13 protein-coding genes are annotated in these 14,827 nt (G+C 38.6%); 3 read left to right on the top strand and 10 right to left on the bottom strand.

Translation table 11 applies throughout. The annotated features are described in order from the left end of the window. Nucleotides 1–102: 102 nt before the first annotated feature. Entirely contained in the window at nucleotides 103–1,038 is a 936-nt protein-coding gene (cyoE, locus tag ACFIK8_RS02445) for a heme o synthase (protein ID WP_375635768.1), read from the bottom strand. Nucleotides 1,039–1,349: 311 nt separating this feature from the next. On the opposite strand from cyoE, the gene ACFIK8_RS02440 reads away from it, so the two are divergent. After that, nucleotides 1,350–1,925: an invasion associated locus B family protein gene (locus ACFIK8_RS02440; RefSeq protein ID WP_375635769.1), complete on the top strand. Its 576-nt coding sequence runs from the start codon at nucleotides 1,350–1,352 to the stop codon at nucleotides 1,923–1,925. A gap of 109 nt (nucleotides 1,926–2,034) precedes the next feature. Continuing rightward, a complete protein-coding gene (gene tldD, locus ACFIK8_RS02435) occupies nucleotides 2,035–3,459 on the top strand; it encodes a metalloprotease TldD (protein WP_375635770.1) in 1,425 nt (474 codons plus the stop codon). Nucleotides 3,460–4,003: 544 nt separating this feature from the next. On the opposite strand, the gene ACFIK8_RS02430 is transcribed toward tldD, so the two are convergent. From ACFIK8_RS02430 to ACFIK8_RS02395, 8 genes are all read right to left on the bottom strand, one after another. Next, a complete protein-coding gene (locus ACFIK8_RS02430) occupies nucleotides 4,004–5,257 on the bottom strand; it encodes a class I SAM-dependent RNA methyltransferase (RefSeq protein WP_375635771.1) in 1,254 nt (417 codons plus the stop codon). Beyond that, nucleotides 5,254–5,997: a TlyA family RNA methyltransferase gene (locus ACFIK8_RS02425; RefSeq protein ID WP_375635772.1), complete on the bottom strand. Its 744-nt coding sequence runs from the start codon at nucleotides 5,995–5,997 to the stop codon at nucleotides 5,254–5,256. Before ACFIK8_RS02425 ends, ACFIK8_RS02430 begins: the two co-directional genes overlap by 4 nt. 16 nt (nucleotides 5,998–6,013) lie before the next feature. Next, the gene (dxs, locus tag ACFIK8_RS02420) at nucleotides 6,014–7,921 is read right to left on the bottom strand and encodes a 1-deoxy-D-xylulose-5-phosphate synthase (protein WP_375661273.1); all 1,908 of its coding nucleotides are present in this window, start codon (nucleotides 7,919–7,921) and stop codon (nucleotides 6,014–6,016) included. 236 nt (nucleotides 7,922–8,157) lie between these two features. Continuing rightward, on the bottom strand, nucleotides 8,158–8,412 hold the full coding sequence (locus ACFIK8_RS02415) for an exodeoxyribonuclease VII small subunit (protein WP_375668935.1): 255 nt from the start codon (nucleotides 8,410–8,412) through the stop codon (nucleotides 8,158–8,160). A 7-nt stretch (nucleotides 8,413–8,419) separates the two neighbouring features. After that, nucleotides 8,420–9,523 (bottom strand): 3,4-dihydroxy-2-butanone-4-phosphate synthase, encoded by a 1,104-nt coding sequence (gene ribB, locus ACFIK8_RS02410; protein WP_375635775.1) that lies wholly within the window; start codon nucleotides 9,521–9,523, stop codon nucleotides 8,420–8,422. Between the two features lie 15 nt (nucleotides 9,524–9,538). Further along, a complete protein-coding gene (gene aroC, locus ACFIK8_RS02405) occupies nucleotides 9,539–10,627 on the bottom strand; it encodes a chorismate synthase (RefSeq protein WP_375635776.1) in 1,089 nt (362 codons plus the stop codon). Nucleotides 10,628–10,775: 148 nt separating this feature from the next. Further along, on the bottom strand, nucleotides 10,776–11,594 hold the full coding sequence (gene fabI, locus ACFIK8_RS02400; RefSeq protein WP_273787904.1) for an enoyl-ACP reductase FabI: 819 nt from the start codon (nucleotides 11,592–11,594) through the stop codon (nucleotides 10,776–10,778). 128 nt (nucleotides 11,595–11,722) lie between these two features. After that, nucleotides 11,723–12,625: a DnaJ C-terminal domain-containing protein gene (locus ACFIK8_RS02395; protein WP_012754817.1), complete on the bottom strand. Its 903-nt coding sequence runs from the start codon at nucleotides 12,623–12,625 to the stop codon at nucleotides 11,723–11,725. Nucleotides 12,626–12,918: 293 nt separating this feature from the next. On the opposite strand from ACFIK8_RS02395, the gene pdxH reads away from it, so the two are divergent. Then, nucleotides 12,919–13,542, top strand: coding sequence for a pyridoxamine 5'-phosphate oxidase (pdxH, locus tag ACFIK8_RS02390; RefSeq protein ID WP_375635777.1), 624 nt, complete (start codon nucleotides 12,919–12,921; stop codon nucleotides 13,540–13,542). 236 nt (nucleotides 13,543–13,778) lie between these two features. Here the strand turns inward: pdxH and ubiA are convergent, their stop codons facing one another. Beyond that, nucleotides 13,779–14,783 carry a 4-hydroxybenzoate octaprenyltransferase gene (ubiA, locus tag ACFIK8_RS02385; protein ID WP_375635778.1) on the bottom strand — a complete coding sequence of 335 codons (1,005 nt, stop codon included), beginning with the start codon at nucleotides 14,781–14,783 and terminating at the stop codon, nucleotides 13,779–13,781. Nucleotides 14,784–14,827 lie beyond the last annotated feature (44 nt).

The raw sequence follows: 14,827 nt of genomic DNA, 5'->3' as shown, positions 1-14,827 counted from the left end.
TGGCAATACCATCTTTTGCATAAGAACACACTCTATCGTGTTTTCTTACAATATGTTCTTGCAACAAAGCTCTTTTAAAATTTGTTCTTTCATTTTACGCGACTAAAGAGCGATAAAATACCAAACAAGAGATTCAATCAAAAGAACTCCAAAGATAGCTGCCAAATAAAGTAATGAAAAGAAAAACAGTTTTTTTGCCATCAAAATAGTTTCATTATGTGTATCAGCTTTCCACAAACGATAGGCAAAATAAACAAAGATAATGCTTAAAATTGTTGAAAAAATACCATAAAAAATTCCACCAAGACCAGTAAAGCAAGGAGCAGCTGCGCATAATGCCATCAAAATAGTATAAAATAAAATCTGTTTTTTTGTTGAATGTTCACCTCGTACATTAGGCATCATAGGGATACCTGCTGCCTCATAATCAAGAGATGAAAATAAAGAAAGAGACCAAAAATGAGGGGGGGTCCACATAAAAATGATTAAAAATAATAAAAAGCTATCAATACTCACTGTCCCTGTTGTCACGGCCCATCCAATCATTGGTGGAAAAGCCCCAGAAGCACCACCAATAACAATATTTTGTGGTGTGATACGCTTTAACCAAATTGTATAGATAACAACATAAAAGAAAATCGTAAACGCAAGAAAAAATGCCGCAAACCAATTAATGAAGCTCCCCATAACCAATACCGAAAGCATAGAAAGAACCATGCCAAAAATAAATGCTTTTCGGGAACTGATTTTACCCATAGGAATAGGACGCTTTTTGGTCCGTTCCATCACGGCATCAATGTCAGCATCATACCACATATTCAGTGCTCCCGCACCGCCACCACCGATAGCAATACATAAAATCGCTAAAAAACCATACAACGGATTGATAGGAACAGGCGATACAAGCAAACCAACCAGAGCCGTAAAGACCACAAGAGACATAACACGTGGCTTTAATAACGTGATATAATCACCAATACCGGATTTTGGTGGCGTTGATTTACCATTCACAACCGATAACTCTCCTGAAACTGACATTCCGCTCAAAGCCCTTTTCCATTTCTGTCATTCACAAACCAATATTATCTGACAAATATTATCTAGCGTATGGAAATGATCAATTAAGACCAATCGTATTTTTGAGAAAATATGAAATACCTCGTTCGCACGTATCCCCTAAAAATAGATGGAAATATTGGCAACAAAAATACATTTTTTCAATCAACATTCTCTCCTACATTACAAATGTATCATAAAAATATATCCTATGGATTAATATATTTGGGTAAATACTGATTTTGTGTTATAGTTTTTATGTGGGGAATTCATTTTTTTATGTAAATCTATGCATGGTTGTGTGTGTGTTGAGTCGGATAGGATTTTCTGTGATACTTCATAAATTACTCAAAAAAAGTTTTTTTATTGGTGCTGTTCTTTACACACTTTATAGTAGTTTTATCAATCATGCATTTGCACAAACACCCTATGCGCAAAATGTCCCTGCTCCACAAACCTATGGTGCATGGACAAAAGTTTGTACTCTACCGCCAGGTACACCTAACATGCAGTGTGAAGTTGTACAAAACGTTCATACACAAGGTCGTCATGATATTACCTTGCGCGTTACATTTTATAAACTTCCTAAAAAGCAAGGTGCTTTGATGCGTGTTTTTGTTCCGATTCGCGTTGAATTACGTCCTGGTGTTGGAATTAAAATTGACGATAAAAATATGGGCAGAATGGAATATCGTCGTTGTCTTGGTGATAATTGTGTTGCTGAAGCCTTTCTTAAAGAAGACATATTGCAGCTCTTTTTAAAAGGAAAAATGGCAACTTATTTTATTTTTACAACTCCTGAACAAGGGATTGGAGGTTTCGTTGACCTTCATGGTCTTGGCGACGCCTATGCAACCTTACCTACATGAATGAAATCGATACACTTTATACGATTAAAATCTCATCGTATATTTTGAAAGCTTCTTAAATTAGATTAATAAAAATCTTCTAAGTCCCCATAAAAATAGGATAATTCTTATGAAATCGCTGATTGATCATTTTGATATTACTTCCTCTAAAGTGCAATCACTTGTACAAGAAACGCTTCATCATGCTGATGACGGTGAGCTTTACCTTGAGTATACAGAAAGCGAAGCTCTTTTATTTGATAATGGACAGCTTAAAAACGGCTCTTTCCATCAAGATATGGGATTTGGTCTGCGTGTCGTTGCTGGAGAAGCTACCGGATATGCATATTCTAGTGAATTATCAGCTGCTGCACTCAAACGTGCCAGTGAAGCAGCTAAAGCTATTACCTATAATAATCATGCAGGGACTTATAGCATAGCACCTCAACAAACAAACAAGAGACTTTATCAACCGCATAATCCCCTTGATGCTCCATCATTTGAAGAAAAAAGTGCTCTTTTGCAAAAAATTGATGCCTATTTACGTGCTAAAAATGATAAATTGCATCAAGTGACTGCTTCTCTTTCCGGCTCGCTACAACATGTTGAAATTTTACGTGCAGATGGTTATTTGGTTCGTGATATTCGTCCCCTTGTGCGGCTTTCTATATCTGTAGTCGCAGCTGAAGGCAATCGACGTGAAAATGGTTTTTATGGATGTGGAGGGCGACAAGCATTTGACCAATTTATTCATGAAGACAATTGGAAAAAAGCTGCGGATGAAGCCTTACGTATGGCTTTAACAAATTTAGAAGCAGAAGCAGCACCTGCAGGATCTTTTGATGTTGTCTTAGCCAATGGATGGCCTGGCGTTATGCTCCATGAAGCCGTAGGTCATGGTTTAGAAGGTGACTTTAACCGTAAAAAAACATCCGCTTTTGCTGGACTTTTAGGACAACAAGTTGCGGCAAAAGGTGTTACAGTTGTTGATGATGGAACAATTCCACAATGCCGTGGTTCTCTCACTGTCGACGATGAGGGGACCCCTTCAGGATATAACGTTCTCATTGAAAATGGAAAGCTCGTTGGTTTTATGCAAGACAGGCTTAATGCACGGCTTATGGGAAGTAAATCAACTGGGAATGGACGGCGTGAATCTTATGCTCATGCACCAATGCCACGAATGACCAATACAATCATGCTAGGAGGAGATAAAACACCTGAAGAAATCCTTTCTTCACTCAAACATGGTATCTATGCTGTTTCATTTGGTGGAGGACAAGTTGATATTACTTCTGGAAAATTCGTCTTTGAATGTACTGAAGCATACCGAGTAGAAAATGGTAAAATTGTAGCACCAATCAAAGGCGCAACTCTTATTGGAAATGGACCGGATGCTATGAAACGTATTACAATGATTGGTAATGATAGTAAACTTGATAATGGTATCGGTCTCTGTGGAAAAGCTGGCCAAAATGTCCCTGTTGGTGTTGGTCAACCTCATCTTCGAATCAATAATATGACAATCGGTGGAACTGCGCTTATAAAGGAATAAGCGTTCTCATTCCTTCCCAATATTGCCTCCTTCTCGTCTATCACGACCACTTTGTGAGGGGGGGGTACAATGCGTTGATTTATAAAGATAATCTATCGTTTTTCATATTGAATTAGAACCTTGAATTCCATAAGATTCTCTCATTTCAAATCTGTTCCATGTTGAATCAATCAAAATCTTTCGTTTGTACGTTACAGGTGGGGGGAGTTATATGAATAAAAACTGTAAAAGACAGGACCAAAGATTCCTCTTATGTCCCCTCTCAAGTACCAAGAGTTGTAGAAACATTGAGAGATGGCAAATATAACACTAGCACCGGCTTGTTCAGATACATCTTCTTCGTAATACATTAGTCTTTTGTGTGGGATAATTTACCTTTTATATTTCATAATAAAAAAGTTTAAAATAAAAAACACTTTCTACATTCAGTGCTCTTAATTCAACGAGCAAAAGGTTATTATTATAGAGAAATTTTGGAGAGATTTTTATAATAATACTCAAGTAAACTTTTAAAAAAGTCTTCATGGCATTAAAAAATTTTAGGCTAAAGCTTCCAAGCTTTCTTTTTTTTCTTTTTGCTCAAAACAGCAACAATTTCGACATGTGGTGACCATAAAAATTGATCAATCGGTATGATTTTTTCTACTGTATACCCCCCTGCAACAAGAAGAGATAAATCACGAGCAAATGTAGTAGGATTACAGGAAATTGCCACAACACGTGATACTGTTGTCTTCGCTAATTCACGTACTTGTTGCTCTGCACCAACACGGGGAGGATCAAAAACAACACTCTCAAAACACTCAAGTTCCTTTACAGAAAGGGGATGTCGGAAAAGATCACGTTTTTCACAAGTGACCGTTTTTAAACCAGTTGCAAAACGTGCTGCTGTATTTAGATTTCTTAATGCATCTTCATTATCTTCTACTGCATGAACATTCATCTTTTTTGCCATACGCAAGGTAAATGTTCCTATCCCTGAAAACAAATCAACAGCATTCTTTGCTTTTTGTAAATGAGTCAAAATAATATTGCCCATTATATTTTCAGCTTCGCAAGTTGCTTGAAGAAAACCACCAGAAGGAAATTCAACACGGACATCTCCAAAGTAAATCTCTGGTTTTTCTCGTTCAACCAAAACTTCACCGTCAACAGATAAACGTATAATCCCATATGAAAGAGCAGCACTGATCATTTTCTGACGAAGTGATTCATGGTGTACAATGCAACCGCTTAAAGCAACATCTAAACCATTTTCAACACGTGTTATTGTAACATGAAACCGTTTGGCAGAGCTGCTTAGAAAAGCACAGAGCTCTCTAATATTATGCAACTGAGAAATAAGCTCTGGACGGCTTACTGGACATTCCTCAAGAGCTACAATCTCATGAGAGAGATAACGGTTAAAACCAACTTTTTGCCCCTGTGGGGTCATAGATGCTGTTAGAGTAATCCGCCGTCGGCTATAAGGTTTACATTCTATTAAAGGCGCAACAACATTATTAAGTCCATACTTTTTAAGCGCATCAACAACCAATTGTTGTTTCCATACGCGATAAGCATCCATATGCCAATGCTGAAGAGTACACCCTCCACATTCTCCAAAATGCTGACAAAGAGTATCAATGCGTTCTAATGATTTTTCTTTTAATGCTATACATGTTGCATATTTTCCATGAACAGTAATTTCAGCACACTCTCCTGGTAAAGTAAAAGGAACATAAACGAAGCCGTGAGACGTCCTAGAAGTACCATACCCATTTGCTCCGATATGGTCGATTATGACATTGTCACTCACTCTTGTTTTTCTCCGAATAGTAAATATTCCACGTTGCCATCACCACCTGTAATAGGGGAAGAAATTAAACCTTTTGCACTCCACCCTGTTTGTGTATTTAACCAAACAAAAAGCGCCTCAGCAGTTTCTTTAGCTATTGATGGATTTAATATTCCCCTCTTGCTAAAGTGTTTACGACCAACCTCAAACTGAGGCTTTACCAGTAAAACAGCTTGGGCACCCTTCTTGGCTAAAGACAAAACGGGAGGCAATGCAAGTTTGAGAGAAATAAAGCTAACATCTGAAACGATAAGATCAATTTCTCGCCCACCTAAATGTTTATGTTGAAAATCTCTAACATTCAAGCCTTCTAATAACGTTATAGCACTGTTGCCCAATAAACGTTTATCAAATTGATGATGCCCAACATCAACGGCAATTACATGAGCCGATCCACGCTCTAAGAGAACTTGTGTAAAACCACCTGTTGATGCACCAACATCAATGGCCGTCACTTTATCTGTTATAATCGGAAATGCATCAAGTGCAGCAATCAATTTTAACGCTGCCCGAGAAACATAATTCTGCGCTGGATCACAAACAGCAATCTCTGCATCATCAAAAACGATTTGCCCAGCTTTAAAAACGATTTCGCCGTTAACTTTAACAGTTTGACGCATAACAGCATCACGTGCGCGTGAACGTGTCGTAAAAAAGTTTTTTTCAACTAAGAGAATATCGAGCCTTTTTCTGGCAGCCATATCATACTCGAATTTTTTATCCTGTTCGAATCTCGCGGCCTAAAGCAGCAAAAACCGTGTTGACAATACCCATAGCATCAAGTCCGATACGTGAAAGAACTTTTTCTGGTGCACCATGATTCAAATACTCATCAGGAAGTTTTAGTGTACGAGCTTTTAAACCATGCTCTAAGAGCCCTTCTTGCGCTAAAAATTGTAATATGTGCGCTCCAAAACCACCGATTGCCCCTTCTTCAATTGTCACCAATACTTCATGCTCACGTGCCAAACGACACATCAAATCCTTATCTAAAGGTTTCGCAAACCGTGCATCTGCAACCGTCGTAGATAATCTTTCAGCCTCCAATGCATCAGCAGCTTGTAACACTTCTGACATCCGCGTTCCAAAACAAACCAAAGCGATCCTATTTCCTTCACGCAGAACACGCCCCTTTCCAATTTCTAATAACTCACCACGTTGCGGTAAATCTATACCAATACCCTCACCACGTGGATAACGAAAAGAAATTGGTCCCTGATCATAAGCTGCAGCTGTACGCACCATATGCATCAGTTCAAGCTCATCAGAAGGTGCCATAACAACAAACCTAGGAAGAGTGGACAAAAAAACAATATCAAAACTTCCAGCATGTGTTGCACCATCTGCCCCCACAAAACCTGCACGGTCAATAGCAAAACGTACCGGTAATTTTTGAATTGATACATCATGAATAATTTGATCATAAGCACGCTGTAAAAAAGTAGAATAAATTGCAACAAAAGGCTTGTACCCTTCACAAGCAAGTCCTGCCGCAAAAGTTACGGCATGTTGCTCAGCGATACCAACATCAAACATTTTTTCAGGAAATTTTTTCGCAAAAGAATCAAGACCTGTCCCTGTTGGCATCGCTGCTGTTATGCCAACAATCTTATCATCATGGCGAGCTTCTTCTATTAAAGCTTTAGAAAATACCTTGGTATAGGGTAGAATATTACTTGATGCTTTAACCTGTTTTCCTGTCGTGACATCAAAACGATTAACACCATGATATTTATCAGGTGAGGCTTCTGCAGGTGGATATCCCTTTCCCTTATGTGTGACAACATGCACCAAAACAGGACCACTAGGATATTCACGAACATTTTTTAAAACAGGCAATAAATGCCCCAAATTGTGCCCATCTATGGGGCCAAGGTAATAAAAGCCAAGCTCATCAAATAAAGTTCCCCCAACCAAAAGTCCACGCGCAAATTCCTCTGAACGACGCGCCTTATCCAAAAAAAACTTTGGCAATTTTTCGCTCAACATCTTTACGCGTTCACGCAAATGACGATAAGAAGGACGAGATACTAATCGTGCAAGATGTGCACTCATAGCACCTGTAGGTGGTGCGATAGACATATCGTTATCATTAAGAACAACAATCAAGCGTGCATCCAAAGCACCAGCATTGTTCATTGCTTCATAAGCCATGCCCGCAGACATTGCACCATCACCGATGACAGCTATGATATTGCGTCTTGTCTCTGCTTTCAAAGCACTTGCCACCGCCATGCCAAGCCCCGCTGAAATAGAAGTAGACGAATGACCCGCTCCAAATGGATCATACACACTTTCTGAACGTTTTGTAAAACCTGATAATCCGCCCTCTTGACGTAATGTGCGAATTTTTTCTCTACGCCCCGTTAAAATCTTGTGTGGATAGGTTTGATGACCAACATCCCAAATAATCCTATCCTCTGGTGTATTAAAAATATAATGTAATGCAACAGTGAGCTCAACAACACCAAGTCCCGCCCCAAGATGACCACCTGTTACAGAAACCGCATCAATTGTTGCAGTCCGCAACTCATCAGCCAACTGTACCAAATCAGACTCAGGCAATGCCCGCAAATCTTGCGGAAAACAAATACGGTCAAGCAATGGTGTTAAGACCTGAGACAAAAAAAACCTTTCTATTATCTTAACTCAAGAAAACGAAACGATAAAAATATATCTTCTCTACTCTTATTTACAGTTTTGCATCTTTTTTACTGAAAAATGCTCTTTTCTATTTGAGATGAGCTATACTTTCCTCATTTTTTACTTATTTTATAAAAAAGAAATCAATCGATTTAATTTTCTATAAAAAAGGTTATTATATCTCCTCGTTTCACAATAAATATCCAAAATATTTAATATTATTTAGCATCAAGTGGTTCTACTCCTTCTGGAGAACCGTCTTCTGAAAGCTGTATTTTTTCAACTTTAGCTTCAGCAACTCTTAAGAGTTTTTCACAATGCTTTTTAAGCGCTTCACCGCGTTCATAAATATCAATGGATTGTTCCAAAGGCACATCGCCACGTTCCAAATTTTCGACAATAACTTCAAGTTGCTTAAGCGCTTGCTCAAAGCTTAAGGTCGTAATATCCCCCTCTTGCATCTCTTTTTTCATATGAACCTCAAAAAATATCTGTTCTAGATATACGAATTCCAAAACCTTCTAAACCTACATGATGATGCTCTTTAGCAGCATAAACAATAACAGAGCCTATTCCTAGATATTTTAAAATTTGTGATCCTAAACCAATTTTGCGCCATTCTTCTTCGCGTTCAATCGCCTGCACATGGTTTTCTGAACTGTCTCTTGCCATATTTTGAATATCAATAGTTGATTGCATAACAGATCCTTTACGCAAATAAATAAATACGCCACGTTTTTCTTTTTCCATCATACGCCGCATCACCACCATAATATCTGAAGATTGACAAAAAACGTCATTTATAATGTTTTCATGATGTAAATACACAGGAATATCCTCACCCTCACGGACATCACCAAAAACAATTGCAATATGCTGAACGGCTTCCCAAGGGAATTGATAACTTTGAACAATCGCGGGACCTACAGATGTTTCAATAGGCATTTCTCCAACATGCTTGATCAATATTTCCTTACGTTGGCGGTAAGCAATTAAATCTGCAACCGTTATCATATGTAACCGATGTTCTTGTGCAAATTTCATGATCTGATCGCCATGTTTAACGCTGCCATCATCATTGACCAACTCACCAATAACACCAACTGGTGGCAAACCAGCTAATTTACATAAATCAACAGCGGCCTCCGTGTGACCTGAACGCATGAGCACCCCCCCTTCATGCGCAATCAAAGGAAAAATATGTCCTGGACGGACAAAATCGTGAGCACCAGCATTTGGATTAGCAAGATTACGAACTGCCAATGTGCGGTCATGTGCAGAAATACCCGTTGTTATCCCATGTTTAAAATCCACAGTAACAGTAAATTGCGTCCCATGTGCAGAGTTATTATCTGGTACCATAGGAGCAAGATTAAACCGTTGTGCTTCTTTTTTTGGCATAGGTGTACACACAATACCTGTTGTGTGACGAAGAATAAACGCCATCTTTTCTTCTGTACAATACGCTGCAGCAACAGTTAAATCACCCTCATTTTCACGGTCATCATCATCTGTCACCACAACAATTTCACCGCGTTCAAAAGCTTTAAGTGCAGAAACAATTTTTTTTTCATCATACGCCATTGTTCACCTTTTCAATCACCCAATTTGACCGCGATGTCTTAGATAATGGTCAGCAATAGCACAAGCAACCATCGCTTCACCAACAGGAACGGCACGAATCCCAACACATGGATCATGACGTCCCTTCGTTATAACATCTATATCATGACCATCAACATCAATGGAGCGACGAGGCGTTAAAATTGATGAAGTAGGCTTTACAGCAAAACGTGCAACTATTGGCTGTCCACTCGATATTCCCCCTAAAATACCACCAGCATGATTGGATAAAAAAAGCGGTTTTCCATCATTTCCCATTCGCATTTCATCGGCATTTTCTTCTCCCCTCAGGCGGGCTGCCGCAAAACCATCACCAATTTCCACACCTTTTACCGCATTAATCGACATAAGTAACGATGCAATATCTTGATCAAGCTTTGCATAAATAGGGGCTCCTAAACCTGCCGGAACATTTTCTGCAACGATCTCAACAACCGCACCAACAGATGTTCCCTCTTTACGGAGTTTACTGATATAATCACTAAAAATGGGAACCATCTCTGCATCAGCTGTAAAAAAAGGATTATTATCAACCTCTGACCAATCCCACCGATCACGATTAATATTATGAGGACCAATTGCTATCACTGCTCCTCGTACAATCAAACCAGGAACGATTTTACGAGCAAATGCACCAGCTGCAACACGTGCTACCGTCTCCCGTGCTGAAGCACGTCCCCCACCTCGAAAATCACGAATGCCATATTTAATATCATAAGTATAATCCGCATGTCCTGGACGATACTGATGAGCAATCGAGCTATAATCCTTCGAACGCTGATCTGTGTTTCGAATCAACAGAGAAATTGGTGTACCTGTCGTCACCAATGTTGTCCCATCGTCTTGAACAACAACTCCTGAAAGGACCTCTACTTCATCTGGTTCTCGGCGCTGCGTTGTATATTTTGATTGTCCTGGTTTGCGTTTATCAAGATAAGCTTGAACTTCTGCAAGAGTAAAAATAATTCCAGGTGGACAACCATCAATGACACAACCAAGAGCAGCACCATGACTTTCACCCCATGTTGTTACACGAAACAAATGACCAAATGTATTATGCGACATGAAAAAAGATCCGTTTCTCTGTCAAATATATACAACGACAACGTATGTTGTGTGCTATACACAAGGTAGCTCGTTGCTCCCAAATACCCTTAGCCACTTTAAATTTGGTCAAATTACTGCTGTCCAATAAAATCCCATAAACCAAACTTTATTCTTTAACGACAGAAATGTCTGGTGCATCAACTGCTTTCATACCTATGATATTATAACCCGAATCGACATGATGGACTTCACCGGTAACAGAACGAGACAAATCTGAAAGAAAATAAAGCGCAGAATCACCAACCTCTTCAATTGTTACCGTACGACGTAATGGAGCATTATATTCATTCCATTTTAAAATATAACGAAAATCACCAATACCAGAAGCCGCTAACGTTTTAATTGGTCCAGCAGATATAGCATTAACACGAATATTTTGAGGACCTAAATCTACCGCTAAATATTTCACGCTCGCTTCAAGAGCTGCTTTGGCAACCCCCATTACATTATAATTGGGAACAACCTTTTCTGCACCATAATAGGTCAGTGTCAAGATTGACCCACCATCTGGCATCAATTTCTCTGCACGCTTCGTTAGAGCTGTTAGGGAATAAACGGAAATATTCATGGTCATCATAAAATTTGATTCGCTGATATCAATATAACGACCACTTAATTCGTCTTTATCAGAAAAACCAATAGCATGAACTAAAAAATCGAGTTTTCCCCATTTCTTCTCTATTTCTCTAAAGACCGTATCAATAGAGACACTGTCAGAAACATCACAATGTCCACAAACAAACCCCTTTAATTCTTCAGCCAAAGGCTCAACACGCTTTTTCATTGCTTCACCCTGATAGGTAAAAGCAAGCTCTGCCCCTGCGCTACTTGCCGCTTTAGCGATTCCCCAAGCGATGGAGCGATTATTGGCCAACCCCAAAATTAAACCACGCTTACCGTACAACAAACCATTACCCTTAGCCATCAGCACTGCCCCATTGTTACTTAAAATTAATATTATTCATCTGCCTATGACACAGGTCAACTTTTTCTTCAAGCAATTGGTTTAAAATCAAACAAAAACTACGCTTTTGTATATAAAAAATTTTAAAATTAATCTTGTTGCATTTGCAAAAACTGTTCTAGCGCGGCATTTTCACCTTCCGGCAACATAATGCGAACATGCACATAAAGATCATCTCTTGTACCATTTTTTAAACGAAGCCCTTTTCCTTTCAACCGTAAAACGCGATCAGAACTTGACCAAGCAGGAATCGTTAAAACCACACGTCCCTCCAACGTCTCAACTTCTTCTTTTGCTCCCAAAACAGCATGTTTAAGAGAAACTGGTAAATCAAGATGAAGTGCTCTTCCTTCAACCCGAAAACGAGGATGTTTTTGAATCTGAATGGTTATCAACGCATCTCCTGCTTGCCCGAGAGGTACCTCTTCTCCCTGACCTTTTAAACGAATAGTCTGTCCGTCTTCAATATAATCTGGAAGTTTAATTTTTAACTTTTTTCCATTTGGAAAAACAGCTTCCACCTTTTCTGCGCCAACCATCTGCTCTAATGTTATGGCAAGATTAGCACGAACATGTGCTCCTTGTTGGGGACGGTTATAGTGTGTGGAATTCGAAAAGCTACTACCTCCTCCAAACAGATCCCGAAAAATATCACTCGCATCAAAACCTGCACCACCTGAAGAGGAAAAATCAAATCCCTTTGCTCTTCCTGAAAAGGGATTTTGTTTATTGCTAAAATTTTCACCAGTACCATAAGCTTGATAAAGCGGTTTTCCTTCCATATCAATTTCACCGCGATCAAATTGTGCCTTTTTATCCTTATCACCTATAATTTCATAAGCTTGATTAATTTCAGCAAATTTTTCTTTAGCCTTTGTATCATCTTTATTATGGTCTGGATGATACTTCTTTGCTAATCTTCTAAATGCCGATTTAATCTCTTGCGATTTTGCGGTACGTGCCACACCCAGAATCGTGTAGGGATCACGCATATTGCCCTCTTTTCAATTTTTTCGTTTTCAAAATATCAACTGATCCGTTGCTCAATATCCCTTATATCTTCATCAGTCTATTCTAGAGAATAATTTCTTCTTTCCTTTTTATATGTCTATCAATAAACTAAAATACCAGATAAAATGAGACATTTATTTAATATAGCTCATTGTAGCCTATGCTAAAGTAAAAATAATTAAACTACCATAGAAATACACAATAGCATTGGCTTTTTGATGATAAAGTAAATGAGAAAATGCCTCGCCCATACTCACTGATATTTGGAGAAACTATGAGCAACAAAATACCAACAGATGATCATTTTATGAAAATGCAAAAACCTTTTGAACTTTTCGCAAAGTGGCTTGAAGAGGCAACGATAAGTGAAATAAATGATCCAAATGCTATGGCATTAGCAACAGTTGACGAAACAGGACTCCCTAATGTTCGTATGGTTCTCCTCAAAGACTACAGTCCCCAAGGCTTCGTCTTCTATACCAATTATGAAAGCTGTAAAGGACAAGAAATTTTAAAATCAATGAAAGCATCTTTAGGTTTTCATTGGAAATCGCTCCGTCGTCAGGTCAGAATTAGAGGAATTGTTGAAAAAGTAAGTCAACAGGAAGCCGATGCCTATTTCCAATCGCGACCACGTGGTAGTCGAATTGGTGCATGGGCATCTAAACAATCTCAACCTTTAGACAATCGTTTTGTGCTCGAAAAAGCAATTGCTCAATATACTGCGCGTTATGCTCTAGGCAATATTCCACGACCACCTTATTGGTCTGGGTTTCGTGTTAACCCCCTTTCTATAGAGTTCTGGTGCGATCGCCCATTTCGTTTACATGATCGTCTGCTTTTTACACGCGATTGTGTTGAACACAGCGATTGGAAAAGACAAAAACTTTATCCCTAATCCTTCAAACTTCATCGTTATAAAGATTTTTTCTTCCCAACAGTTAAACAAGTATTTTTTATTTGAAAAATTCTAAAAGAAGATGATTTATTTTATTTAAATAGAAGAAATTCATTTTCACTGTAAAAGTTGATTGGTAATATTTTCTACTGTATTGCTTAAAACAGATTAGCAACAAGCTTATTTAAAAGAAAATACTGTATTCAGCAGAAACTATGATTTTAGCTAACTTATTTTTAGACCGCAGGATAAAATATCGTCCATATACCCCCACATACCAAACCAGCAAAAATCACAAAACCAATAAGCGAATTAGATTTGAAAAGCCTGAGGCATTGTGAACTGTCATCTATATCAATGACTTTAATTTGAATAAACATATGGATGCTTGCCACAAAAATCCCCAAAAAACTAAGAACAGGGACTCCAGCTAAATAAAATGCTAAACTAACGAACACCACAAAACCACCATACAAAAATACTAAAGCACGCTTGGTTCCTTTACCAAAGAGAAGGGCCGTAGAACGGACACCAACAGTAGCATCATCTTCTTTATCTTGATGTGCGTAGATTGTATCGTATCCTATGGTCCACAAGATTGATCCCACATAAAGCAAGATTGGTGCCCAGCTTAAACTTCCAAAGACAACAGCCCACCCCATTAATGCCCCCCAATTAAACGCAACGCCTAAAAAAAACTGCGGCCAATATGTTACGCGTTTCATAAAAGGATAAAATGCAACAGCTATCAATGACGAAATACCTAGAAAAAAACTAAACCTATTAAATTGTGATAAAACGACTAAACCAACCAAACATTGCATAAGTATAAAAACTCTTGCTTGAAACCGACTCACATGACCTGTCGGCAATGGGCGAGAACGTGTCCTTTCTACCTGAGCATCAATTTTATGGTCAATAAGATCATTCCAAGTACATCCTGCCCCTCGCATAGCAATAGATCCCAGAAAAAAAAGAAAAAGATACCAAACCCAGTGAAGAAACATTGATAAAAGAGTATCGTAATGCATGTTATAAGAGAAAAAAGCCATTGTTGTTGACCAAAAACAAGGCCACATCAACAATTGCCATCCGATAGGCCGATCCCAACGCGCCAATTGCGCATAAAACCATAAAGAACAGGGAAGGAAATTGTAGACCCATTGTTTGGAAGATGCATCCATAACCCGTCCCTGACTCTCACAGGATTGAACATGCGCGATATTTTTATTTTTTTTCATCAAATGATTTACCTTTGGTCTTGCGATAGAGACATTTCATTCTT

The sequence above is a fragment of the Bartonella sp. MR168JLCBS genome (assembly GCF_042194175.1).
The sequence above is the reverse complement of the archived record's forward strand: the minus strand, read 5'-3'. Positions and strand labels throughout refer to the sequence as shown.

What these genes read in the sequence shown, in the direction of transcription:
- aroC (WP_375635776.1), bottom strand. Translation starts at nt 10,627, where the DNA reads ATGTCGCATAATACATTTGGTCATTTGTTTCGTGTAACAACATGGGGT.
- ACFIK8_RS02415 (WP_375668935.1), bottom strand. Translation starts at nt 8,412, where the DNA reads ATGAAAAAAGAGATGCAAGAGGGGGATATTACGACCTTAAGCTTTGAG.
- cyoE (WP_375635768.1), bottom strand. Translation starts at nt 1,038, where the DNA reads ATGTCAGTTTCAGGAGAGTTATCGGTTGTGAATGGTAAATCAACGCCA.
- ACFIK8_RS02440 (WP_375635769.1), top strand. Translation starts at nt 1,350, where the DNA reads ATGGTTGTGTGTGTGTTGAGTCGGATAGGATTTTCTGTGATACTTCAT.
- fabI (WP_273787904.1), bottom strand. Translation starts at nt 11,594, where the DNA reads ATGGCTAAGGGTAATGGTTTGTTGTACGGTAAGCGTGGTTTAATTTTG.
- ribB (WP_375635775.1), bottom strand. Translation starts at nt 9,523, where the DNA reads ATGGCGTATGATGAAAAAAAAATTGTTTCTGCACTTAAAGCTTTTGAA.
- ACFIK8_RS02395 (WP_012754817.1), bottom strand. Translation starts at nt 12,625, where the DNA reads ATGCGTGATCCCTACACGATTCTGGGTGTGGCACGTACCGCAAAATCG.
- ubiA (WP_375635778.1), bottom strand. Translation starts at nt 14,783, where the DNA reads ATGAAAAAAAATAAAAATATCGCGCATGTTCAATCCTGTGAGAGTCAG.
- pdxH (WP_375635777.1), top strand. Translation starts at nt 12,919, where the DNA reads ATGAGCAACAAAATACCAACAGATGATCATTTTATGAAAATGCAAAAA.
- tldD (WP_375635770.1), top strand. Translation starts at nt 2,035, where the DNA reads ATGAAATCGCTGATTGATCATTTTGATATTACTTCCTCTAAAGTGCAA.
- ACFIK8_RS02425 (WP_375635772.1), bottom strand. Translation starts at nt 5,997, where the DNA reads ATGGCTGCCAGAAAAAGGCTCGATATTCTCTTAGTTGAAAAAAACTTT.